We start from the raw sequence: 24,682 nt of genomic DNA on the forward strand, positions 1-24,682 counted from the left end.
TCAACACTCGTTCAATTTGATGGAATCGTCCGACAACTTTTGTACGTCAGGCGTGTAAGAAGCCTGAATCCATTTTCTCGCCTGTAAATGATCTGCAGGTTTGTTGATAGAATCTACAGCTATCAATTGGTTATTCTTGAAATAGAAGACCGAAAACTTATCCCCTTCCACATCTCCTCGGACGATGAGTTGGTCATAGCCTTCGGATAGACCGGCCATTTGCAATTTGAGATTGTATTGGTGTGTCCAAAACCAAGGCACCTGATGGTAGCTCACTGGTTTCCCACAAATGGTAGAGGCAATGGCTTTTGCCTGATCTACTGCATTTTGAACAGATTCCAGACGAACCATTCCTCCACCCGCAAATGGATTGGGATGCAAAGCACAGTCGCCGATAGCAAAAACCCCTGTTGCAGACGTTTCGCAGAATTCATTGACCTCAATACCATTGCTACATTTTATACCCGCTTGTTGAGCTAAGTTCTGGGACGGGAGCACACCAATACCGACAACTACTTGGTCTGCGGCAACCGTTTCTCCAGTGCTCAAAGAAGCGGTCCATCTGGAGTCCTGATTCAGGGCTTGCACCCCTACACCCATCCGAAGATCCACTCCATAGGCTTTATGTTTGGCGGCAAAATGCTCACTTAACATGGGCGGAAGAACCCGCTGCATCAGGCGTGGCTGATACTCCACAACAGTTACTTTTTTCCCGGATTTGGCCGCATAGGCAGCGATTTCCAATCCGATAAAGCCTCCACCAATCACCAAAATATCCTGGACATTCTCCTGATCGAGGGCAACCTTTAAGTAATCAGCATCTTTCATGGTCCGCAGGTACAGCGGTTGGTCTGTTCCCTTGATAGGAATTGGCAATTCTCTGTTGTATGCACCCGTAGCAAAAACCAAGAAATCAAATGTATAAACCCCTGAAGTTGCATACACTGTATTTTGTGAAACATCTACTTTGTCCACAAGCTCCCCAAGTTTTAACTCCACTTGATTGTTTTCATACCAAGCTTCAGAGCGAAACATGATGCTGTTCTTTTGCTGGGAACCATCCAAATAGCCTTTGGATAGCGGTGGTTTTTGATAGGGAAAATCAGCATCTTCTGAAAAAATACAGATGGACCCTTCAAAACCCTCTTCGCGAAGGGAAGCAGCAGCCTGTATGCCTGCATGGCCGGCACCGATGATGATGACATTTTTCTTCATGGGAATGGAATTGAGTGGTATATTGGGGAAAGGCAGAGGTAGTAGTATTTCCTTCTACCTCCACTGATGTGCTTATTGTTCTTGAGGAATTTCTACGACCAAACCATCCAAGGCATTGCTGATCCGAACCTGACAGCCCAAGCGGCTTCTTTCTGTTCGAGGTGCTACTGCTCCCTCCAACATTTCGTCTTCCTCTTCTTCCATTTCAGGGAGTTTGTCGAGGTATTCCTCGCCAATGTAGCAATGACAAGTGGCGCACATGCAGGAACCTCCGCACTCGGCGATAATTCCTTTAATGTCGTTTTGAACTGCACCTTCCATAATCGTAGCGCCCAAAGGCAGTTCTACTTGGTGCTTGTTTCCGTCTGAATCGATGTAAGTAATCTGTGGCATATTGATAAAATTTAAATGTGTTTATTTTCCAATGGTCAAAGGTAACTTGACCGGTGAGCGGAAAGTAGTGGATGGATTCCAATCCAACTGTTCCGTGCTGATGTAATATTCAGGTATTCTGGTGAAAAATTCACCCATAGCGATTGTGGTAATCATCCGGGCAAACATATTGCCCAGGCACAAATGAACACCGCCTCCGAATCCCAAATGACCTCTCGTATTTCTTTCCAGATCATACACGTCAGGGTTTCTGAAAAAGCGCTCATCTCTATTGGCAGATCCGTAACAAAGCATGACGAAATCTCCTTTTTTTATTTGCTGACCATGCATCTCCAAATCCTTGGTCAATACCCGCTTGAAGCGCTGTGCAGAGGTATTGAAGCGAAGGGTTTCCTCGATAGCTTTTGGCATCAAGCTGGCATCGGCTGCTATTCTCCTACGGGCATCGGGGAAGGTGGCCATGTTGTAAGCCATCATGGATAAGAAACTGGAAAGCGACTCCACTCCCGCCAAGATGATGGTAGCAGAAGTCATGATGATTTCCGCCTCTTCCAATTTATCTCCGTCGATCTCCGCCAAAATCAAGCGAGAAATCAAATCATCCTTCGGGTCTGCTCTTCGCTGACGCACGATATCTTCCACATAGTTGGTCAAAAACTTAAAGCCACCGATATGCTCTGGTCCTTTTTGTCTGGTTTCTTGATCTGACTGAATGGACAAAATCACATTTCTACGAACCTCGTGATGGTCCTCATCGGGCAAGCCCATCATGGCAAATAGGGTTCCCACCGTAATTTGACTGGAAAAGTCTTGCACAAAGTCAAATGAACCCATTTCCAGCACCTTGTCCAAGACCTCTGTAACCAACTCCTTGGTAGGGTCCATCAGGTGCATCAAATTATTTTTTGCAAAGGCTGATTGGATAAGCTTGCGCAAGCGATCATGACGGGGAGGATCAGTAGTGCCTAGGGTTGAACCAGATCTTCCTGGGAGCTCATCCACCAAATTTCCTTCACTGGAAGAGAATGTTTCCCACTCTACTCCAGCACGTTTGATATCATCGTAGCGGGACAAAATCCACATATTCACATCATCCGACCAAAAGCAAGGATATTGATCGCGTAGCGTTTTGTAGAATGGAAAAGGGTCGGCGTCCATGATTGGACTATAGGGGTTAAACTGAAATTTCTGTTCGGTGATGGTTTCCATGTGGCTATGATTTTATTGTTAAATGAATTGTTTTCCTCCGTCGACGACGATAGTTTGCCCAGTCACATAATCGGATAAGGCACTACTGAGGTACAAAACTGTCCCCACGATGTCTTCGGAGCTTGAACTTCTTTTGATGCTGCCCCTATCTACTCCATAGGTAGCGGCATTTTCCATGATGGAAAGACTGGCTTCCGTTAAGGTAAACCCGGGTGCTACCGCATTGACATTGATATTGAATGGTCCACATTCTTTGGCAAGCGTTCGGGTGAGTCCAATAACTGCACCTTTGGAACTCACATAATGGGACCAATTAGGCGAACCTGACATAAAGGTGGCAGAACTGATATTGACTATTTTACCGCCATTTTCTTTCATGTAGGGAAAGCATGCTTTTGCAAGCAACCAAGGTCCTTTGATATTGACTTGCATGACCTTGTCCCATTCCTTTTCTGAAATTTCATAGAAAGGTGCACGGCTCAAATTTCCGTACATGGCTGCATTGTTGACCAAGATATCGATGGATCCGAAGTCTTTATGAATGGCTGCTACCACTTCTTCTACTTGAGCCGCATTGCTCACATCCATGGCATAGGCCAAGGCAGAGGCACCCAGTTCCAGAGCAGTTTCTTGGGCTGCTTGTAAATTGATATCGCAAATGGCCACCTGAGCTCCTTTTTGGACAAAGGCTTCTGCAAATGCTTTGCCCAGTCCTATAGCTGCCCCTGTGATGATGACCGTTTTTCCTTTAAAATTTAAATCCATTACTGCTTGATTAATGTACCTGCATTCAGTTCTGTGTATGACACTTCTAAGAAGGATTTGGCCAACCATTTCCCTTCTTTGGTGAGTAATTTTGGTAAGACGTGCCCATCCAAAATATCCAAGACTTCCGCTTTCTCAATTTCAAACCACTTTCCGATGGTGGCGACACCGTGAGGGGTATACCTCCACAATTTGTCAGCATCCTTCACAAGGGAATCTTCCAAAGATCTCGCTTCGGCGGTGGTGTCATGCCCGTCGATAATAGCTGTCACTTGGGCAATGAACTCCTTGGAATAACCATGTTTTTCCAAGAGCCCTAAGGCTATTTCCATCCCATATACTTCATGCGCACGGGTCAACTCAGGATACTGATTATTGGGACCAAATGCCTTCAAAATCTTATCCTCGGGTATTCTGCTCCATCCGGTATCGTGCAGCATCATCGCTAGCAAGCACACCTCTCTATCAGCTTCTGCATGCCAATCAAGGAGTAATTTCACCAACTGATAGGAATGGAGGGTATGAACATCGTTGTCTCGGATAGTCAGAAATTCCTTGGCTTCCTCCCAAATGGCGATATGATTTTCTTGAAGGATTTCCATATCAGTAGTTCAGGTAAATGGTTTTCAATTCGGTATAGGCTTCCAATCCATGGATACCTTTTTCCCGTCCAATCCCACTTTGCTTCATGCCTCCAAAAGGCACCGAATGATAAGAACGTTGGATATTGTTGACCCAAACCGAACCTGCCTGCAACTGCTCCGCAATCCGAAGTCCTCTACCGATGTTATGGCTGAAGACATACGCTGCTAATCCATACTGCGAGGCATTGGCTTCTTGGATGGCTGCTGTTTCATCTGTAAAACTTGCAAGGCCTATGACTGGTCCAAAAGTTTCTTCCCGCATGATTTTCATCTCGGAACTTGACTCAGCGATCAGCGTAGGTTCTAAGAAAAAGCCTTTTTCAAAGATCCCTCCTGTTCTTCGTTTGCCACCCGTCAGAATGCGAGCGCCTTTGCTTTGGGCATCTTCAATCTGTTGGAAAGCATTGGCGAAAATTTTCTCATTGACCATGGGGCCTAAATCGCAGGTATCTTCGATTCCAGCTCCCAAAGTCAGTTTTTCGGTAGCCTTCTTCATTTTTTGGCAGAATTGCTCATACAAGCTTTCGTGTACATAGACGCGATTGACTCGGTAACAAAACTGTCCTGTATTGGCAAAGCCATGTTTGACAATGGCCGGAACAGCCGTATCCAAATCTGCATCTTCACAAAGGATGGCCGGTGATTGCCCTCCCAATTCTAAGGTTATTCGTTTATGTGTTCGGGCAGCTACCCCAGCAATATGTGCACCTGTGGAAGTTCCTCCCGTAAAGGCTATTTTGGCAACTTTGGGATGAGATACCAAAGCATCTCCAATTTCCCTACCGTAACCAGTAATGACATTGAAAACACCTGCTGGGTAACCAGCTTCCTCAAAGCAAGCAGCCAATGCCAAGGTACTTAAAGGGGTATCTTCTGATGGTTTGCTGACCATGGTACATCCCATAACTAAGGCAGCACCCATTTTGAAAGTCAGTAAAGTAATCGGGTAATTGAACGGAGTAATGGAAACAACCACTCCCAAAGGTTCTCTGGTCACTAGCACTTTTTCTCCTTCCACATTTGTCAAAGGAAAATAGCCTTTCATGCGCAAAGCCTCTTCGGCATAGTATTCAAGAAGTTCTGCACTCCGATTGATCTCATGAATACAGGCTGCCAATGGTCTGCCCAATTCCAAAGAAAGTTGGCGTCCGATGGAAGCACTGTGCTTGCGCATGGAGGCAGCCAATTTCTTTTGAAGCTGTACGCGCTCTTGCATGGGTGTTTTTTTCCAGGTCTCGAAAGCTTTGGTAGCAGCATTCACAGCGGCATTCACATCCTCCAATCCAGAGCGGCATACGCTATCCAGTAAACTGCCGTCTACCGGATTGTGTACGTCCATTTCTTCTTGACTGAAGGCTATCCATTCACCGTTGATATAATTTTTCATGTCTTACAATACATGTGCGAGCAACAGAGCTCTTGTGGCAGTTAATTCTCTTTTAGCGATGGCTACAGATTCCGGCAGATGCAGCTGCTCAATATTGGTGTCTTCCAATCGTTGGGCATATTGCACAGGAGTCATTTTAAACCAATCACAGGCTACACTGACGCCTGTGACGGCAAACCTCCATAACTTATCTGCATCCCGTACAATTTCATCCTCTTTGGATTTGGCAAACTTACGGGTATCGTGACCATCGATGATAGTACAGACCTTCTCGATGAATTCCTCATCATAGCCCAAGCTTGCCAATAAAGGTTTGGCATATTTCACTCCTTCAGACTCATGTAGATAGCGCACATCCGAAGTCAGGATATCAGGTCCACTAAAGCCTTTTTCGAAGATTTCTTCCTCGTCTATGGCATACCAGCCGATATCGTGCAGGATGATTCCGGCAGCAACAACAGCTTGATTCACCTCGGGATAGTGTTCCATCAACTCTAGAGCAAATCTATAAGAGAGTGGGATATGCACGTCGTTTTTACGGACGCGCATATACTTCTCTGCTGCTTTGAAAATGGCTTCGTATGCCGGCATATGCAAAGGATGCATCATCATGCTTCTACTAATTCCTCCAAAATCTCTACTGTACCCTTTCCTCCGTCAACCCGGATTTTCATACCCGTTTTAATTTGTGTGGAAGCGGAACCCGTACCTGTCACAGCAGGCAGCCCGTACTCTCTACACACAATCGCTGCATGGGACATCATTCCTCCAATATCAGTAACAGTAGCTACAATTTTATTGAAGACCGGTGCCCAGCTCGGTGCAGTCACTCGGGTTACAAGAATTTCTCCTTGCTTCAATTGGTCAAGTTCTGAGGCATCGTTGATGATGCGAGCATACCCTTCTACCAAACCTGGGGATGCTGCCATGCCTTTCATATGACTGGATTTTTCGTCTCCGCCTAGCCAAGATTCCACTGCTTCTGTGGTAATGCCCCACAACATGATGGTAAAAGGCTCAGTAACCACTTTTGGAGGATTATTGAATGCCGGTTGAGGAGGTGCAGTTGCCAAGGCGTCTACAATTTTCTTTCTTCGGCTAATCTCTTCTTGCAACACGGCAGGCCCTACGGCAGGAACACCTACCGCCCAACTGTTGCCATAGTCAAACAACACCTGAAGAATTTCCTCTCTACGGAAGTAATACATATCGGATTCCTGTTGCCAGAAGCCTTGCTCCTTCAGCATGCGGCTGAGTTCGCGGGTTTTTCTCCAAAACACCCCCATCGCCCAATGCTCAATGTAGAAGTTATGATTCTCTACGTAAGGGAATACTACTCTTGCAAGGCCTAACTTACCTTCAAAAATTGCTCTTGCTTCATCATCCAAGGATTCAGCGTATTCGGTAGTGATTCGATCACGCTCTGCTTCCAAAGCTTCGGTAGGTCTATCAATGACTTCGCCTCTCTGCAATTTCTCCACATAATTTTTCAAATAGCCATATGGAATATCCAAATGCTCAATCCAATACTTATCTGAAGAATAAAAACCATTCCCTGAGGTATAGTTAAACCAAGGGTGCTTGGCTTTTTCCCATGCCTGCAACCACTGACCGCCGTTTTCTTCTAAGGCGATACAATGCAAGGCTTCGTTGACATCCTTTTTTTCAAAGCATTTCTCTAAACCAAAGGAGATGGCAAGCTTTGCCAATTTCTTTAGTTCATCATCTGGTCTGAACAAATCTACATCGATGCCTTGGACCATTTTTGCTACAGACAGATCCGGGATTCCTGGGAACACTTCCTTGCAGAAACCAAAGAAATCCAAGTAGGCTGCATAGCCGAGATTTAAAAATTCAAAATGGTATTGCCAGGTTTCGTAGCAAAGAGAAATCAACTTATTGTAATCGTTGATCATCTGAAAGGTAGGATCGAGCCCTACTCCACCTTTGATTGCCTGTATATCCACCCGATCAGGAAGCGGTTCAAAATGAATGCTTTCCATATCGTCAATGACGCGTTTTACTTTTTTATGCCAGTTTTCCAACAGCTCATTCCAATTTTGGAAATAATAGCCGGCTCTTTCCATGAATTCAGGAACCCTTCCTTCAATCAATTCAGGGCTGACAGCTACTGGGCTCATGTAGCAGTAGCCATTATGGATTTTAAAATCAACCCCATTGGCTGGAGGAATCACATAATGCCTGGAATTATATTGGGAAAGACATTTCACAGCAAACTCCACTGTCATAGCATCAAATGGCTTGAATACATTCGGCCAATGCTGTGAGTCGCAAAAAAAGAATTTGTCTTCCTCCTGCTCCTTTAATTGCTCTTGAAAAACCAAGAAATAAGGATACAATTCTTTCCATCCTTCTGACCCTTTGGGAGCTGTATGCTCGTAAGGGCTGATAAATTTTTTCTTCTTGTCGGTCATAATGGTGTATATTGTTTGGGGTTATGTTATTTTTTTGCACTTAAGGGGTTGATCAGCGAACCTACTAGTCCTTGCATTCCGGACATGTAGTGTTTTTTGGTCTCTGTTTTTTTATTGGACCAGACGGTTTCCGGGCGACTTTGAAGCAAGGTGAATGCTTCTTCGCCTTCTGCATCTGCGTCCAAAGCCCATTCGATATCCTGTGGACAGCCGTAATGTTTTTCTATACGTTTGGCGATTTTGCTGATAAAAATCAATTCATCTCGAGTAAGACAGGCTTCAGTCGCTTTCACTGGATCCACTTCAATTTCTATCACACGCTTGTTGGCAGGGTCGGGAATCAAGGCTATCTTTTTATCCTGAATAGAGGACTCCACCAATTCAAAAATCACCTTATCCATCAGGTAATTATCCGGGGTAACGGTACCTGATACCACACTTTCTCCCAGTCCGTAAGATGCTTCAATAGCAATTTTTGTTCGGTCTCCGTTTGTTGGATTTAGGGTCATCGTCACCCCCGCAACTCTGGCATTGACCATTTTTTGCACCACCACACTCATATGTATGTCCTCTTCTGGGATATTGTGGTCCTTTCTGTAAGCTATCGCACGGCTCGTATACAAGGAAGCCCAGCACATTTTGATATGGCTTAACACCTCATCTTCTCCCACTACCCATAAGTAGGTGTCTTGCTGACCTGCAAAGCTGGCATCTGGCAAATCCTCCGCCGTAGCTGAAGAGCGGACTGCTACCGGAAGGTCCCCTTCTTTACCATACATTTCACACAAGCTGCGATAACTCGCCAAAATATCTTCTTGAATGTCCGCAGCAATGGTTTTGTTGAGAATCTGACTCCTAATTTCCCCGGACAACTTATCCAAGGACCCCATATTTTTGGTGTCCAATTTGGCCAAGGAAGCAAAAAGTCCTTTGGCAGTCATCAAATCCTGGATAAAGGCTACAAACGCATCTGTGGTTACACAGAAACCTTGCGGCACCGGTAGATCTGCTTGGGACATACTGGCCAAGCTCTTTCCTTTCCCTCCGAGACTTTCTAATTGTTCGGGCTTAGCATCTTTGAAAAACAGGCTGTAAGTGGGTTTCATGTTACTTAAATTAAAGGTTTACCATTGTACCTGTAGTGCTTGTGGCGCTCTAAAGGATGTATTGGGTGCAAATGTGAATGTTTGATTAGGCTTCAATTGAAGACTAGGAATGCGTGCCGTGAGTTCTTCAAGCACAACTTTAAACTCCAGTTTAGCCAAGGGAGAACCCAAGCAAAAATGGATACCAGAACCGAAAGACAAATGTGTTCCGGCATTTCCACGGGTGATATCGAAGTTTTCTCCGTTTTCGTACATCGCCTCGTCCCGATTAGCCGAACCCATCACCATCAGAATATCTGCCCCTTCAGGAATCATCACGCCTCCTACTTCGGTAGCTACTTTACATTTCCTTCTCCAGGATAAAATGGAAGGAGAATATCGCAATACTTCATCCACTGCTTTTGGGATGAGCGTTTTATCTTGTTTGATTGCCTCCCAACTTTCGGGATGCACCAGTAATTCACGAATGCCATTTCCAATCAAGGAGGTAGTTGTTTCGTGGCCTGCAAACAATTGGCTGTAACAAATGGCGGCAATTTCTCGATCTGTAATTTCATGCCCTTCGGACTGCAAAGTCACTAAGTCACCTGGCAAATCATCTTGCATTTGATGTTTTCTATCACTGACCAGCTTTTGGCAATAATTCCAGTAACGGATCATATTTTCTGCATGCATCATCTGCGCATCTTCATCCAAATCCCCCCAAGTAAGGAGTAGTCGACTTTCTGCCCAGCTTTTCACCTGTGCTACATCGCTGTCAGGTACACCTAGTAATTTGAATATTACCAAAGCCGGTAAATCATAAGCCAATTCAGAAACCATTTCAGCCTGATTTTTACCTGCCTTCAACTCTTCAATCATGCGAATTGCTATTTTCCGGATTTCAGGCTCTAGCTTTTTGATACGGGCCAAATTAAACGCCATGCTGACAATCCTCCGAATACGGGTATGGTCTGGGGGAATTCTTCCAGAAAGCCCGGATAAGCCTACCAATCCAGCAGAGTCCATCAAGGCTTTTGCTTTGGAGGCAATCGGCTTAAATGGGCTTTGTGCATTTTCAGAACTGAATGCCTGCCAATTTCCAAAAATAGCTTTGACATCCTCATACTTAGACACCACATAATAGCCTAACTCCTCACTGAAAAAAATAGGACACTTTTCTCTAACTTCTTGATAAAAAGGAAAAGGATTGGTGAGGTCAAATGGTTGGTAAGCTGCATTTAATTCCTTGTGATAAGGACATTGCTCGATTCCTGCATTCATGTCGTTTTGGGTTTATGAAGAATTCTCTGCAATATCCCTCGATTTCCTGGCTTACATCCATTGATTTTAAAAAATTACTTGTACTTTTATTACATATGGAAAATAAATTAGTTTTTTGCTAAACATAAACACACAACCTATTTCCAAACATTCTATCGAAAAAAAGTACTAAACCCGTTTATGTAAAGTTTTAACCCATCATACCACAGAAAATCCTGAAAATATCCGTAAAATAACTACTTGCACTTTTAACCAATATCACCAATGAAAAAAATAGATAACTATGTATTGTATGGGGAAACCAAGCAGGAAATCCTTCCAGAGTTTATTCACTGTGAATCCATCGACGCACGAAGCAGAAATCATGATTGGGTCATCAAGCCTCATTTACATAATCGCTTGTATCAGTTTGTGATAATCGAAGAAGGCTCCTTTGAATTTACTTGCGGTCCCACAGTGCAACATATAGACGAACCTTGCCTGATAGCCATGCCTGCAAATACGCTGCATGGGTATTTATTCACCCCTGATATCAAAGGAATGGTGCTCACACTTTCAGATGAGTTTGTCGAGGAAATTCTCAACCCACAACCCCATGTATTATTAGAAATCGAAAAGCCGAGGGTAATCTTCAGCAGTTGGAACAATGAGCGCTTTGGCCTGATGTCACGGCTTTTCAGAAGAGCTAACAATGAGTTACTAACTGAATATCAAGGGAAGTCTTTGGCCATCAAGTCTTATTTGTCCATCCTCTTCGTGGAGTTTTACAGAATGATTTTGGAAAACCGACACAACACCTATAAAGTAGTCAATACCAATATCAAGTTTTTCCGCTCATTTATGACTCATATCAAACGTTATTATAGTAATCGATTATTTAAAGGCGAAAACGTCGACAAAAAGTTAACCGTAGCATCCTTGGCTGATGCCATGGGAATTTCTACCGTCCATCTGAATCGTGTTTGCCAAGCAGTAGCTTCCAAGTCTCCCATGCAGGTCATCCATGAATTTATCCTTAACGAATCCATCCGATACCTAGAGCAAACAGATTACAGCATTGCAGAAATTAGCTATAAGCTAAAGTTCGAAGACCCAGCTTATTTCTCCCGCTTTTTCAAAAAGTTTACCGGGAAAAGTCCTTCAGAATTTCGAGATAAAATAGAAGTTGCTTAAGCTAATTTAGAAGCATGCCACATACAATATCATTCAAAGCTATTTAGAAAGTCTAAACTGGCAATTGATAAAAAGGCAGAACCTTGATGGCATACCCGTCCTGCTCAAATTGATCTTCTTGACTGAATGTCACTAATAATGCTTCTTTTTGATCGAAAAAACGCATAGCCTCCCAAAGACCATCCAACTCTCGTTTGATGTTGTCCATATTTAGTTCCCAGCATACTTGAACCAAAGCCACAAGTCCTTTTCTATCAAAAACAACAAAGTCACACTCCCCCTTTTCTGAAAAATAATAAATTTCTGAATAACTCCTACGAAAATGGAGGAACACCATGTTCTCAAACCTTCTTCCATCATCTCCTGAAAAGGATCGTGTATTTGCAGTTACCAATCCTGTATCTATAGCGTATACTTTTTTGGGGTTAACCAATTGCTTGCGTTGAGAATAAGAGAATTTTGGGACAAAAAAGAATAGCCAACTCTCTTCCAAATAGGAGAAATACTCCATTACAGTACTGGTTGCTTTGATTTCAAGTGTCTTTCTGAGGTTATTTCCTGAAACTGGTTTAGCAACGTTGGATATGAGATATATCGCTAGATTTTGTAAGGACTTGACATCTCTAACCCTATAGCGAACAGCAATATCCCTTAACAGGATATCGTCCAATAACTGATGCAACAATTCCTGTCTTTTGCTTTTCAGGTATTCAGGAAATCCCCCTAAACTCATGTAGTCACGGGTACTTTCAGGAGACTTTTTTAAATCTTCAAATTGACAGAACTGAGCATATGAAAATGGAAACAACTCCCTAGTGACATGACGCCCAGTCAATTTGGTCCCCAATTCACGACTTAATAAAGAAGCATTAGACCCCGTGATCACCAAGTTAGACAGCCCTTGATCCAACTTTTGTCTGACATAGCGCTCCCACCCATTTACCACCTGTATCTCATCAAAAAAGATTGTTTTGTCATCCAACTCCTCTATCAATATATCAAGCTTTTGAAAATCAGCCAATGCAAATCCATACAAACGAGGATCTTCAAAATTCATATAAAAAGCCTGAGGAAATTGCTTCATTAATAATTGAACCAGTAAGGTACTTTTTCCACAACGTCTAATACCTGATATGATCAACGCATGGCTTTGAAGGAGCGAATAATCTTCCAACTCTGTTCGTTCGAGCCCTAACAATTTTTTATTTAAATCGTCTTTTTGGCTTTCAACAACTTCCACAAGTAAATCTTTGGATATCATAAGATGCAGTTTTAAACAAAAATACAAAAATTATGTTTAGCAAACAACGTTTTTATTGTTTACTAAACAACACTATTGTCGTTTGCTAAAAAACAAAATTGGCAAACACAAAATTATAACTAAACCTTAACCTTGTATTTGCCGATATCTTTTAAATAAACTGGTTTGTACAAACTGGTTTTACATGAACCTGACAGTTGATTTAAGATTTTCTCAAGGCTTGAATGGCGGTATAAATTAATTCTGTGCGCTCTTTTTTGATTAAAGTAGCCTTATCTGTAACGTCAATTCTCTTTTTCAATACCTAACTCCCAATCAGTCAATCGTCTTAACGGTAAGCATATCCTTGATTAGCCTTAATACTTCCTATGAAAAACCCTCATTTTTAGCTATTTTAGCCAACGATCAAATAAAAATTAGAACTAAAATCTGAAACCTATGCGATGTAGCTGTCTATTCACATGCTTTTTAGCCTTATCCATTTTCCTTTTTTCCTGTACTAATTCAGAAAAGCAACAACTTTCCATGCAATCGCCTGATGGCAAAATCAGGCTTATATTGGATGTAAGCACAGGTAAACCAACGTATACTATTGACTTCAATAAGATAGCCATACTTAATAAAAGTGAATTGGGTATACGCTTCCAAGATTTTGAAATCGGAAAAAATGCAACAATCAGCTCCATTAAAGAAACGGAAATTGAAAGAACTTGGAAACCACTATGGGGAGAAAAGGCAGAATTCCTGGATCATCACAAAGGCTACATAGTATCTTTGGAAGAAGAAGGACTGCAATACGAATTGGAGTTCAGGCTCTTCAACGATGGGTTAGGATTCCGATACCATATTCCTGCACAGGATGGATTACCTGACAGTCTATTGATCATGGATGAAAAAACTGCTTTTAATCTTTCCGATGACTTTACTGCATGGTGGATTGAGGGCAATTATGATACTTATGAGTTATTATACACCAAAAGTCCCGTCAGTAAAATCGGAGAAATCAAAAATGACTTCAATACACACACCCACTCTACCGGTGGTTTTCCTCAAAATTCTGCACATACACCACTGACGATGCAAGCTGGAGAAAATATCTTCCTAAGCATACATGAAGCTGCATTGGTCGACTATGCAGGTATGACCTTGCTTAGAGAAGATGGACACAAACTCAAAGCCAACTTGGTACCTTGGCCCGACGGAGTTAAGGTTAGGACTACTGCCCCCTTGACCACCCCTTGGCGAACAATTCAATTGAGTGTAAAAGCGGGAGATTTAGTCACTTCGCCTTTGATTTTAAACCTCAATGAAGAAAATAAGCTAGAACGTACAGATTATATCGAACCCATGAAATATGTAGGTATTTGGTGGAGTATGCATTTGGGAATAGAAACTTGGGGCAAGGAAGGTGGTAGACACGGAGCAACGACAGAAAACACCAAGCGATACATAGATTTTGCTGCCGCTAATAATATCAGAGGAGTTTTAGTCGAAGGTTGGAATACAGGATGGGAAAGTTGGTATTCAGATGATAATTTTGATTTTCAAACAGCCTACGACGATTTTGATCTGAAAGCAGTCACTGATTATGCACGTGAAAAGGGGGTGGAAATTATTGGTCATCATGAAACTGGTGGGCAAGTACTCTCCTATGAAGCCAATTTAGAAGCCGCCTTGGATTTATACGAGCAACATGGAGTCAAGGCTATCAAAACAGGCTATGCAGGCACCATGCGTCCAGAAGGACACTTCCATCAAGGACAATTTATGGTGATGCATCATCAAAAAGTGGTGGATGAAGCTGCCAAAAGAGGAATCATGGTTAATATCCATGAACCGATCAAAGACACAGGACTCCGAAGAACTTATCCTAATCTCATGACAAGGGAAGGGGTGAGAGGTATGGAATGGAACGCCTGGTCAAGAGGAAATCCTCCTAATCATACACCTACCTTGGTCTTCACCCGTATGCTTTCAGGCCCACTTGATTATACTCCTGGGATTTTTGATCTAACATTCGAGAATTTTGCCGACCAAATGACCCTTTGGAATGAATTGGACGGACTGGAAACCAAAGGCCGAATGCACAGCACTTTAGCCAGACAACTGGCTCATTATGTTATCCTCTTTAGTCCAATGCAAATGGCTGCTGACATGATAGAAAACTATGAAGGACATCCTGCATTTGAGTTTATCCGACAGGTACCCGTAGACTGGGATGACACCAAGGTTTTGGATGCCAGTATCGGTGAATTCGTAGTGATGGCACGACAAAAAGAAGAGGATTGGTTTGTGGGGGGTATAACCGATGAACAAGAAAGAAACATTACCGTCAAGCTCGATTTCCTTGATTCAGGTGATTACGAAGCTATTGTATATGCTGATGCTGAAGATACGGACTATCAAATAAATCCAGGAGCATATTTGATTACCACTTATCAAGTATCCAGCTCAGGAACATTAGACCTTCCAATGAAAGCAGCTGGTGGGTTTGCTATCCATTTTAAAAGAAAGTAATCATCATACAAAACAAAAAAACCTCCATTAGGGAGGTTTTTTAAGTGTGATCCCGCTGGGGCTTCCCGACACGAACTTGCTGCGCTACGTTCTATCGGGATAAACTTCTCGCCCTATGCGATGAATCTTTAAACCAGTGATCCCGCTGGGGCTTCCCGACACGAACTTGCTGCGCTGCATTCTATCGGGATAAACTTCTCGCCCTATGCGATGAATCTTTAAACCAGTGATCCCGCTGGGGCTTCCCGACACGAACTTGCTGCGCTGCATTCTATCGGGATAAACTTCTCGCCCTATGCGATGAATCTTTAAACCAGTGATCCCGCTGGGGCTTCCCGACACGAACTTGCTGCGCTGCGTTCTATCGGGATAAACTTCTCGCCCTATGCGATGAATCTTTAAACCAGTGATCCCGCTGGGGCTCGAACCCAGGACCCTAACATTAAAAGTGTTATGCTCTACCAACTGAGCTACGGAATCGGTACTAGTATTAATAAATAGAGCATCCTCAGCGGATGCTCTGAGTGATCCTGTCAGGAATCGAACCTGAAACCTACTGCTTAGAAGGCAGTTGCTCTATCCAATTGAGCTACAGGACCATTATTTCAATATTTGTGAACTCAAACCAGAAACCTTCCCGATAGATCGGGATGCTCTATCCAATTGAACTACAGGACCATTATTTCAATATTTGTGAACTCAATCTAGAAACCTTCACGATAGATCTGAATGCTCTATACAACTGAGCTACAGGACCGTTATTTAATTAAGTGGTCGGGGTGGCAGGATTCGAACCTACGACCTCCACATCCCAAATGTGGCGCGATACCGGGCTACGCTACACCCCGAACTTTAATTCATCAATACGATAGTATTGAAAGCAATAAATGATAGATTCCGCTGGGGCTTCCCGACACGAACTTGCTGCGCTGCGTTCTATCGGGATAAACTTCTCGCCCTGTGCGATGAATCTTTAAACCAGTGATCCCGCTGGGGCTTCCCGACACGAACTTGCTGCGCTGCATTCTATCGGGATAAACTTCTCGCCCTATGCGATGAATCTTTAAACCAGTGATCCCGCTGGGGCTTCCCGACACGAACTTGCTGCGCTGCGCTCTATCGGGATAAACTTCTCGCCCTATGCGATGAATCTTTAAACCATTGATCCCGCTGGGGCTCGAACCCAGGACCCTAACATTAAAAGTGTTATGCTCTACCATCCCGATAGCTATCGGGATACGGAATCGGTACTAGTATTAATAAATACAACATCCTTTGCGGATGCTCTAAGTGATCCTCTCAGGAATCGAATACCGAAAATCGCCACAGGCACTGAAACCTTCCCGACTAGTCGGGATGATCTATACAGTTGAGCAAACCATATACAATTCCCAAAACCTTACAAAACAAAAAAACCTCCAAAAAGGAGGTTTTTTTAAAGTGATCCCGCTGGGGCTCGAACCCAGGACCCTAACATTAAAAGTGTTATGCTCTACCAGCTGAGCTACGGAATCGGTACTAGTATTAATAAATAGAGCATCCTCAGCGGATGCTCTGAGTGATCCTGTCAGGAATCGAACCTGAAACCTACTGCTTAGAAGGCAGTTGCTCTATCCAATTGAGCTACAGGACCATTATTTCAATATTTGTGAACTCAAACCAGAAACCTTCCCGATAGATCGGGATGCTCTATCCAATTGAGCTACAGGACCATTATTTCAATATTTGTGAACTCAATCTAGAAACCTTCCCGATAGATCGGGATGCTCTGTCCAATTGAGCTACAGGACCATTATTTCAATATTTGTGAACTCAAACCAGAAACCTTCCCGATAGATCGGTATGCTCTGTCCAATTGAGCTACAGGACCATTATTTCAATATTTGTGAACTCAAACCAGAAACCTCCCCGATAGATCGGGATGCTCTATCCAATTGAGCTACAGGACCATCATTTCAATATTTGTGAACTCAAACCAGAAGCCTTCCCGATAGATCGGAATGCTCTATACAACTGAGCTACAGGACCGTTATTTAATTAAGTGGTCGGGGTGGCAGGATTCGAACCTACGACCTCCACATCCCAAATGTGGCGCGATACCGGGCTACGCTACACCCCGAACTTTAATTCATCAATACGATAGTATTGAAGGCAATAAACTAGAGACCTCGCTGGGGCTTCCCGACACGAACTTGCTGCGCTGCATTCTATCGGGATAAACTTCTCGCCCTATGCGATGAATCTTTAAACCAGTGATCCCGCTGGGGCTCGAACCCAGGACCCTAACATTAAAAGTGTTATGCTCTACCAGCTGAGCTACGGAATCGGATGTCAATATGCGCCTCAGACGTTTTAGAGACATTTTTTAACAAACTTTGATTTGTTTTTTGTCAAATCATTGTCGTAATTGGACTGCAAAAATAAGCGCTCGAATTTAAAATGCAAAACATCCAACCAAACTTTCTGACAAAATTTATAATTATTTCATTGGGCTTTATACAAACCTTTAATTGTCAGGCTGATAAATTTTCGCTTCAAAACGCAGATTCTTTGTTTGCAGGTAATAATTATCAAGAAGCCCTTGCTATCTACGAACATTTACTTGTCGAAGAAGAAATCTACTCTCCTGCCATGCTTTTAAAAATGGCATTTGTAGCAGAAGGTATGGGAGATTTCTCTAAAGCTTCCTATTACTTAGCTAAGTTTTATGATATCAATCCAAACCCTAGAGTCATCACCAAAATCAAATCTCTGACCGAACAATCCGAACTTTACGGGTATGAGCTCTCCGATTGGGATCAATTTTTTGGATTTCTAACTGACTTAAGGGTAGAATTAACGGCTTTTTTTGCTTTTTTGCTGGTCGTTTCATTGACGTTATTGGTAGTGTTCCGGGAAAAAGCTATCAAACCGAAATATTACATTCCTTCTTTTGGTTTAATTTTTCTGATATTCCTCTGCAATAATTTCCTTTACCAGCCTCGCACGGGCATCATCACAGGAAGTCCCACACTGATCATGGATAAACCTACTGGGGCAGGAAAAGTGCTTTCTGTAGTCGATCCAGGGCATAGAGTTATCATCCAATCCTCCAAAGACATCTGGCATGAAGTAAAGTGGAAAAATAAAAACGCTTATATCAAAAAAGATCACATAACCAGATTATAGGGATCCTTGATCTAAGGCACCCATCAACGCTGAAATTGTTTCAGGTGACATGTACAAAGCACGTATCTTGTTTTTGTAGGTATCAGTGAATTTATCATGATCCAAAATGTATTGTTTATGAAAAAGTATTTGTGGTCCTAATCCATAAGCAATGGCATAACTATCTGCAACCAGTTCAGCTTCAATGTATCTCTTTTTGGAAAGTGTATATCCTATACCAAATCCTATCATATTCAAGGAACTCCTATTCAGATAATCCATCACATGACCCAATTCATGCCCAATCCAACCTACCAATGCTTCTTGGGGCACTTGTTCAATAGGCATTTTATAGTCATCAAAAACCAAGGTTTCAGTGATCTTAATTCTATACCTACGTTCATTTTTTCGGTCAACAATCAAGGAAAGTATGTTGGGCTGAGCTTGCATCACCGCACCTTTGATATTTTTTATCAACTGAAAATCAATTTTCACATCTTCCAACTCAGGAAAATGTGAAAAAGCTTCCAAAATCGATTTTTCTAGCTTCTGCGGATAGGTGATATTCTTATAACTGACGATGGAATCTTCAATGGGGGCTTGATATATATTTCCTTCTTTCTCAGGCGTAAATGTAGTCCACAAAAAGAAAACCAATAGAGATTGTAACATAATGGATGATTAATACTTTTTTTCAGTATACGAAAAAAGCCGAAAAAAGCCAAAAAAAACTCCAAAATGAACCCCTTAAATTAAAAAAGGAGGCCAAATGGCCTCCTCCTTTTGTATATAACAAATATTATTTATTGGCTATGAAGACCAACAAATCAACAACTTTATTAGAGTATCCCCACTCGTTATCATACCAAGAAACAACTTTCACAAAAGTGTCACTCAGCTGAATACCTGCTCCGGCATCAAAAATGGATGTTCTTGCATCACCATTGAAGTCAGTGGAAACCACTGCATCTTCTGTGTAACCAAGTACTCCCTTCATAGAAGTTTCAGAAACCTCTTTCATCTTTGCGCAAATCTCGCTGTATTTTGCAGGATTTTTCAAACGAACGGTTAAATCAACTACGGAAACATTTGGTGTTGGAACTCGGAAAGCCATACCGGTTAATTTACCATTCAACTCAGGGATAACTTTGCCTACTGCTTTAGCAGCACCCGTAGAAGATGGAATGATATTTTGACCTGCACCTCTACCACCTCTCCAATCTTTAGAAGAAGGAGCATCTACTGTTTTTTGCGTTGCAGTAGTCGCATGTACTGTTGTCATCAAACCTTCTTCAATACCCCAGTTATCATTCAATACTTTGGCAATTGGAGCCAAGCAATTGGTTGTACAAGAAGCGTTGGATACAAATGTCATATCAGGCGTGTAAGAAGACTCATTTACGCCCATAACAAACATAGGAGTATCATCTTTTGAAGGTGCGGACATGATTACTTTTTTCGCACCTGCATCAATATGCCCTTGTGCAGACTCTTTGGTCAGGAAAATACCTGTAGATTCTACCACATAGTCGGCGCCAACTTCACCCCATTTCAAGTTTGCAGGACTCTTTTCAGCTGTTACTCTGATTTCTTTTCCATTGACCACTAGCTTTCCATCTTTGACAGATACATCTCCGTCAAAAACACCATGTGTGGAATCGTACTTCAACATATAGGCTATGTAGTCCACATCAATCAAATCATTGATAGCAACTACTTCTACGTCGCTTCTATTAGAGGCAGCTCTGAATACCAATCGTCCGATTCTTCCAAATCCATTGATACCGATTTTAATTTTGCTCATAATCTGTGTGTTTATTGTTTGTGTTGTGTATTAATTTTTAAAATTTGATAATCAGTAAGCCTTATTTGGCTTGGTTAAAGAAATTTCACAGCACTAAAATACCCAAAAAAAATCAGTCCCCCAAACATAATAAACTTTTGAAAATGAACATTTTAAAGTGGACACAACTTACAATCGATTGCGGGTTAACTAATGAGAAAACAATTATTTGATTATCAGTAGGATAATTTTTTATGTATTTTAAGCAAAAATCTAAATAATCCAATGTTTGTTGACGCAATTCAAAAAGTTTCAGGCTTTACCCGTGCCATTCATACCATCAGTAGATCGTATCTGTCAAATCAGGTCATCCCAGGTGCTGCCACTTTATTTTTCGTAAATGAATTAGGCGTTGCCGTCACCTGCAAACATGTCATTCAATGGCTTACCCAAGGCCAAACCGTTCAATCTCGCTACCAAGAATTCTCTGCTAAGAAAACCCAAGTGCGCCATCCGAAAAAAATCAAAGAGTTAGAGCTTGCATACGGCTACAAAGAACACAGCCTCATCCAAATGAAAACTACTTTTGTGGATTGTGTAGACCGTATGTCTGGATTTACATGGCACCTACACCCTACCTATGATTTAGCAATTTTAAAATTCAATGATATCGGACGTTCCCTCTACCATGGTCATGCTATTTTCGGAAAAAGTAGTCAAGCAATCAACCAAGGAAGTTATTTGTGTAGACTGGGCTTCCCGTTTCCTGAATTTAGTAACTACACCTATTCGGAAGCACATGATGATATCTTATGGACTGCAGAAGGAGTAAAAGCATCTCCTCGATTTCCTATTGAAGGTATGTTGACACGATTTGTAGCAGATTCCAACGGTGTTAAGTATGGTATAGAAATGAGTACTCCCGGGCTGAGAGGACAAAGTGGCGGTCCATTATTTGATGCAAATGGTCATATTTATGGTATGCAAAGTAGAACTAAACACCTCCATTTGGGCTTCGATATTGAAGAAAAACAAATTCGAAGCAATGGGAAGCTAAAAAATGTAAGCGACTATTCCTTTATTCACTTAGGAGAATGCATTCACTTGGACATCATCAAAGACTTCCTAAGGACCCATCAAATCAAGTTCTATGAGGAGTGAAATACCTATTCAAAAAAAAACTCCTTGAAAAAGAGCTGAGTCGCTTTCAAGGAGTTTTTATACTTGAATATCTAGTTTGTAAAGCTTAAGAAGCCAAAATAGCGTTAAATGTAGCGCTCGGCCTCATAATAGCAGAAGTTTTTGCAGGATCAGGTTTATAATACCCTCCGATATCAACTTTTACTCCCTGTACCTCATTAAGTTCTTGGATAATAGTTGATTCATGAGCTTTCAAATCCGCCGCAATTGGGGTGAATTTATTTTTCAATGCCTCATCCTTGGACTGTGCCGCTAAAGCCTCTGCCCAGTACATCGCCAAGTAGAAGTGGGAACCTCTATTATCCAGTTCTTTTGCTTTTCTAGACGGAGACTTATCCTCTTGCAGAAACTTGCCGGTTGCAGCGTCCAAAGCTTCTGCTAAGACCTGAGCACGTTCATTTCCAAATATAGTAGCCAAATGCTCTAGGGAAACAGCCAGTGCTAAGAATTCACCTAGAGAATCCCAACGAAGGTGGTTTTCTTCTACCAATTGCTCTACATGCTTGGGAGCAGAACCTCCAGCACCAGTTTCAAACAATCCACCTCCATTCATCAACGGTACAATAGAAAGCATTTTGGCACTTGTTCCCAATTCTAATATGGGGAACAAATCAGTTAAATAGTCTCTTAAGACATTTCCAGTAACAGAAATAGTATCTTTTCCAGCCTTAATTCGTTCCAAAGAGAAACGGGTGGCTTCTATAGGAGACAAAATAAGGATTTCCAATCCATGGGTATCATATCCTTTCAGATACTTTTCAACCTTTACAATCAACTCTCTATCGTGCGCACGGTTTTTATCCAACCAGAAAACTGCAGGTGTCTGTGTTGCTCTTGCACGGTTAACAGCCAGCTTTACCCAATCTTGGATTGGTGCATCTTTTGTTTGACACATTCTCCAAATATCTCCAGCCTCCACAGCATGAGTCATCAACGTCTCACCAGCTGTATTTTTCACAACTACAGAACCCTCAAATGGGATTTCAAACGTCTTATCATGCGATCCATACTCCTCCGCTTTTTGAGCCATTAAACCAACATTTGGCACAGAACCCATGGTTGCAGGATCGAATGCCCCATTCTTTTTACAAAATTCAATAGTTTCTTGATAAACCCCAGCATATGAGCGATCAGGAATCACTGCTTTTGTATCCTGAGGCTTCCCTTCCTTATTCCACATTTGACCGGATGTGCGGATCATTGCAGGCATAGATGCATCAATAATTACATCACTTGGTACGTGTAAGTTGGTAATCCCTTTATCAGAATTTACCATTGCCAGATCAGGCGCTTCAGCTAAACAGCTATCAATAGCAACCTCTATTGCCATACGCTCTTCAGTTGGCAAGGTAGCAATCTTAGCCATCAGATCTCCAAAACCGTTATTGACATCTACCCCTAGGTTCTGGAAAGTTTCTCCAAACTGTTCAAAAACAGGCGCAAAAAACACTTTAACTGCATGACCAAAGATAATTGGATCAGACACCTTCATCATAGTAGCTTTCATGTGTAATGAAAACAAGACTCCTTGTTTTTTGGCATCTTCTTTTTGTTCTGTCAAAAAAGCATTCAGCTTTGCAACATTCAAAACTGCTGCATCAATGACTTCTGCAGCCTGTATTTTTAAATGATCTTTCAATACTTTAATTTGACCATCTACTCCATGGAGTTCTATGCGGACAGTATCAGCCGCTGGCATGGTTACGGATTGCTCTGACCCATAAAAATCACCCTCAGCCATAGATGCTACATGTGTTTTGGAATCAGATGACCATTTCCCCATGCTGTGTGGGTTGTTTTTCGCATAATTCTTTACAGCCAACGGAGCTCTTCTATCGGAATTTCCTTCTCTCAAGACAGGATTCACAGCACTACCTTTGATTTTATCGTAACGTGCTTTGATTCCTTTTTCCTCTTCTGTCTGAGGATCATCTGGATAATCAGGCAAGGCATATCCTTGTTCTTGCAATTCTTTGATGGCTGCTTTCAATTGAGGAATGGAAGCAGAAATATTAGGGAGTTTGATAATATTTGCTTCCGCTGTTTTAGCCAGCTCTCCCAACTCTGTCAAATCATCATTGATTCGTTGGCTTTCCTGTAAAAACTCTGGAAACTGAGAAATGAGTCTACCAGCAAGAGAGATATCACGTGTCTCAACCTTGATTTCTGCTGAATCTGTAAATGCTTTTACAATTGGTAAAAATGAATAAGTTGCTAGTGCTGGAGCTTCATCCGTAAGCGTATAAAGAATTTTTGCCGCGTTCGTTGTCATTAGTTAATGATTCTTGTTTGGATTGATTTAAACTGAAAGGTTAACTGGATTTACTTTTGTAAAATTCCTTAACCTTAAAAATCGGGCTAAAATAAGTAAAAAATCCCATTTTTAAGGTATTGTGAAATTATCGGCATCCATCCATGCTGGAAATTTAGCCCGATATTCCATCAGGGGTTTATACCCCAAAGTGCTGTAAAGCACACAATCTTCGTCTTCATTAAAGACCAGCGTATTCCCTTTAAAGTCATATACGGCACTGTGCCCCGAATAGGGGATAGCATTCCCATCCTGCCCTACTCGATTGACTCCTAGGGAGTAGCAAAGATTTTCGATCGCCCGCGCTTGCAAAAGTATATCCCAAGCTGAAATTCTTGGTTTTGGCCAACTAGCCACAAAAAGGATTAAATCATACGCTAACATGTCCCCTTCCATTGTATTTCGAGACCAAACAGGGAAGCGGAGATCATAGCATATCTGTGGGAGGATTTTCCATCCTTTATAAGAAATAATGATGGTAGCTTGACCTGGAGCATAGTGCTGTTCTTCGTTGGCCATTCGAAATAGGTGACGTTTATCATAGGTAAAGATCTTGCCATCCGGCTCAACCCATAAAAAGCGATTGTAAAAGTTCCCTGCATCACTTATTACAATGGAGCCACAAATTACAGCGCGAGTTTGAGCGGCCATCTGTTTCATCCATTTAGTAGTGGTCAAATTCATTGGTTCAGCTACTTCAACAGCATCCATCGTAAATCCTGTAGTAAACATTTCAGGTAAGACGATGATATCCAAAGGCTGTTGCAGATTAAAAATTTTTTCTTCCAACATAGCCAAATTGGCTGTTTTATTCTTCCAAAAAAGGGAAGTTTGTATAAGTGCTACTTTTAAATCAGGTATTGACATAGGAAA

19 protein-coding genes and 8 tRNA genes are annotated in these 24,682 nt (G+C 42.1%); 4 read left to right on the plus strand and 23 right to left on the minus strand.

Annotated elements, in window-relative coordinates; all coding sequences use genetic code 11:
• From IPZ59_RS19480 to IPZ59_RS19525, 10 genes are all read right to left on the minus strand, one after another.
• Complete coding sequence (locus tag IPZ59_RS19480; RefSeq protein WP_236137710.1) at positions 1 to 1,215, minus strand: NAD(P)/FAD-dependent oxidoreductase; 1,215 nt, start codon at positions 1,213 to 1,215, stop codon at positions 1 to 3.
• A gap of 72 nt (positions 1,216 to 1,287) precedes the next feature.
• Positions 1,288 to 1,608, minus strand: coding sequence for a 2Fe-2S iron-sulfur cluster-binding protein (locus tag IPZ59_RS19485; RefSeq protein ID WP_189580163.1), 321 nt, complete (start codon positions 1,606 to 1,608; stop codon positions 1,288 to 1,290).
• Positions 1,609 to 1,629: 21 nt separating this feature from the next.
• Positions 1,630 to 2,817 carry a cytochrome P450 gene (locus IPZ59_RS19490; protein ID WP_236137711.1) on the minus strand — a complete coding sequence of 396 codons (1,188 nt, stop codon included), beginning with the start codon at positions 2,815 to 2,817 and terminating at the stop codon, positions 1,630 to 1,632.
• A gap of 18 nt (positions 2,818 to 2,835) precedes the next feature.
• Positions 2,836 to 3,582: an SDR family NAD(P)-dependent oxidoreductase gene (locus IPZ59_RS19495; RefSeq protein ID WP_236137712.1), complete on the minus strand. Its 747-nt coding sequence runs from the start codon at positions 3,580 to 3,582 to the stop codon at positions 2,836 to 2,838.
• Positions 3,582 to 4,184, minus strand: a complete 603-nt coding sequence (locus IPZ59_RS19500) for an HD domain-containing protein (protein WP_236137713.1) — start codon at positions 4,182 to 4,184, stop codon at positions 3,582 to 3,584. The genes IPZ59_RS19495 and IPZ59_RS19500 overlap by 1 nt, the downstream gene beginning before the upstream one ends.
• A gap of 1 nt (position 4,185) precedes the next feature.
• Positions 4,186 to 5,613: an aldehyde dehydrogenase family protein gene (locus IPZ59_RS19505; RefSeq protein WP_236137714.1), complete on the minus strand. Its 1,428-nt coding sequence runs from the start codon at positions 5,611 to 5,613 to the stop codon at positions 4,186 to 4,188.
• Positions 5,614 to 5,616: 3 nt separating this feature from the next.
• A complete protein-coding gene (locus tag IPZ59_RS19510; RefSeq protein ID WP_236137715.1) occupies positions 5,617 to 6,225 on the minus strand; it encodes an HD domain-containing protein in 609 nt (202 codons plus the stop codon).
• Positions 6,222 to 8,048, minus strand: coding sequence for a PEP-utilizing enzyme (locus IPZ59_RS19515; RefSeq protein WP_236137716.1), 1,827 nt, complete (start codon positions 8,046 to 8,048; stop codon positions 6,222 to 6,224). The genes IPZ59_RS19510 and IPZ59_RS19515 overlap by 4 nt, the downstream gene beginning before the upstream one ends.
• 26 nt (positions 8,049 to 8,074) lie before the next feature.
• Positions 8,075 to 9,154: a PEP/pyruvate-binding domain-containing protein gene (locus tag IPZ59_RS19520; RefSeq protein WP_189580180.1), complete on the minus strand. Its 1,080-nt coding sequence runs from the start codon at positions 9,152 to 9,154 to the stop codon at positions 8,075 to 8,077.
• Between the two features lie 18 nt (positions 9,155 to 9,172).
• Positions 9,173 to 10,417, minus strand: coding sequence for a cytochrome P450 (locus IPZ59_RS19525; protein WP_236137717.1), 1,245 nt, complete (start codon positions 10,415 to 10,417; stop codon positions 9,173 to 9,175).
• A gap of 264 nt (positions 10,418 to 10,681) precedes the next feature.
• Here IPZ59_RS19525 and IPZ59_RS19530 point away from each other — a divergent pair, with 264 nt between their 5' ends.
• A complete protein-coding gene (locus IPZ59_RS19530; RefSeq protein WP_236137718.1) occupies positions 10,682 to 11,590 on the plus strand; it encodes a helix-turn-helix domain-containing protein in 909 nt (302 codons plus the stop codon).
• 52 nt (positions 11,591 to 11,642) lie between these two features.
• Here IPZ59_RS19530 and IPZ59_RS19535 read toward each other — a convergent pair whose 3' ends face one another.
• Positions 11,643 to 12,851, minus strand: coding sequence for an ATP-binding protein (locus tag IPZ59_RS19535; RefSeq protein ID WP_236137719.1), 1,209 nt, complete (start codon positions 12,849 to 12,851; stop codon positions 11,643 to 11,645).
• A gap of 438 nt (positions 12,852 to 13,289) precedes the next feature.
• Between IPZ59_RS19535 and IPZ59_RS19540 the strand changes: the two genes are divergently transcribed.
• Positions 13,290 to 15,368, plus strand: coding sequence for a glycoside hydrolase family 97 protein (locus IPZ59_RS19540; RefSeq protein WP_236137720.1), 2,079 nt, complete (start codon positions 13,290 to 13,292; stop codon positions 15,366 to 15,368).
• A 407-nt stretch (positions 15,369 to 15,775) separates the two neighbouring features.
• Here IPZ59_RS19540 and IPZ59_RS19545 read toward each other — a convergent pair.
• From IPZ59_RS19545 to IPZ59_RS19580, 8 genes are all read right to left on the minus strand, one after another.
• A tRNA-Lys gene (locus IPZ59_RS19545) sits at positions 15,776 to 15,848 on the minus strand.
• A gap of 45 nt (positions 15,849 to 15,893) precedes the next feature.
• A tRNA-Arg gene (locus IPZ59_RS19550) sits at positions 15,894 to 15,967 on the minus strand.
• A gap of 172 nt (positions 15,968 to 16,139) precedes the next feature.
• Positions 16,140 to 16,216 (minus strand) — tRNA-Pro (locus IPZ59_RS19555).
• Positions 16,217 to 16,530: 314 nt separating this feature from the next.
• Positions 16,531 to 16,614 (minus strand) — tRNA-Lys (locus tag IPZ59_RS19560).
• A gap of 195 nt (positions 16,615 to 16,809) precedes the next feature.
• Positions 16,810 to 16,882, minus strand: a tRNA-Lys gene (locus tag IPZ59_RS19565).
• A 45-nt stretch (positions 16,883 to 16,927) separates the two neighbouring features.
• A tRNA-Arg gene (locus IPZ59_RS19570) sits at positions 16,928 to 17,001 on the minus strand.
• Between the two features lie 409 nt (positions 17,002 to 17,410).
• Positions 17,411 to 17,487 (minus strand) — tRNA-Pro (locus IPZ59_RS19575).
• Positions 17,488 to 17,621: 134 nt separating this feature from the next.
• Positions 17,622 to 17,694 (minus strand) — tRNA-Lys (locus tag IPZ59_RS19580).
• A 113-nt stretch (positions 17,695 to 17,807) separates the two neighbouring features.
• Here IPZ59_RS19580 and IPZ59_RS19585 point away from each other — a divergent pair.
• A complete protein-coding gene (locus IPZ59_RS19585; protein WP_236137721.1) occupies positions 17,808 to 18,536 on the plus strand; it encodes a tetratricopeptide repeat protein in 729 nt (242 codons plus the stop codon).
• Here the strand turns inward: IPZ59_RS19585 and IPZ59_RS19590 are convergent.
• Both IPZ59_RS19590 and gap read right to left on the minus strand, forming a co-directional pair.
• The gene (locus IPZ59_RS19590) at positions 18,531 to 19,187 is read right to left on the minus strand and encodes a hypothetical protein (protein WP_236137722.1); all 657 of its coding nucleotides are present in this window, start codon (positions 19,185 to 19,187) and stop codon (positions 18,531 to 18,533) included. The genes IPZ59_RS19585 and IPZ59_RS19590 overlap by 6 nt on opposite strands.
• A 127-nt stretch (positions 19,188 to 19,314) precedes the next feature.
• Positions 19,315 to 20,319, minus strand: a complete 1,005-nt coding sequence (gap, locus tag IPZ59_RS19595) for a type I glyceraldehyde-3-phosphate dehydrogenase (protein WP_236137723.1) — start codon at positions 20,317 to 20,319, stop codon at positions 19,315 to 19,317.
• Between the two features lie 264 nt (positions 20,320 to 20,583).
• Here gap and IPZ59_RS19600 point away from each other — a divergent pair, with 264 nt between their 5' ends.
• A complete protein-coding gene (locus IPZ59_RS19600) occupies positions 20,584 to 21,459 on the plus strand; it encodes a trypsin-like peptidase domain-containing protein (RefSeq protein ID WP_236137724.1) in 876 nt (291 codons plus the stop codon).
• 85 nt (positions 21,460 to 21,544) lie between these two features.
• Here IPZ59_RS19600 and IPZ59_RS19605 read toward each other — a convergent pair whose 3' ends face one another.
• Together IPZ59_RS19605 and IPZ59_RS19610 are read right to left on the minus strand one after the other, a co-directional pair.
• Positions 21,545 to 23,770, minus strand: a complete 2,226-nt coding sequence (locus IPZ59_RS19605; protein ID WP_236137725.1) for an NADP-dependent isocitrate dehydrogenase — start codon at positions 23,768 to 23,770, stop codon at positions 21,545 to 21,547.
• 111 nt (positions 23,771 to 23,881) lie between these two features.
• A complete protein-coding gene (locus IPZ59_RS19610) occupies positions 23,882 to 24,676 on the minus strand; it encodes an amidohydrolase (protein WP_236137726.1) in 795 nt (264 codons plus the stop codon).
• Between the last annotated feature and the right edge of the window lie 6 nt (positions 24,677 to 24,682).

It is taken from the genome of Mongoliitalea daihaiensis (genome assembly GCF_021596945.1).
Lineage (GTDB): Bacteria > Bacteroidota > Bacteroidia > Cytophagales > Cyclobacteriaceae > Mongoliitalea > Mongoliitalea daihaiensis.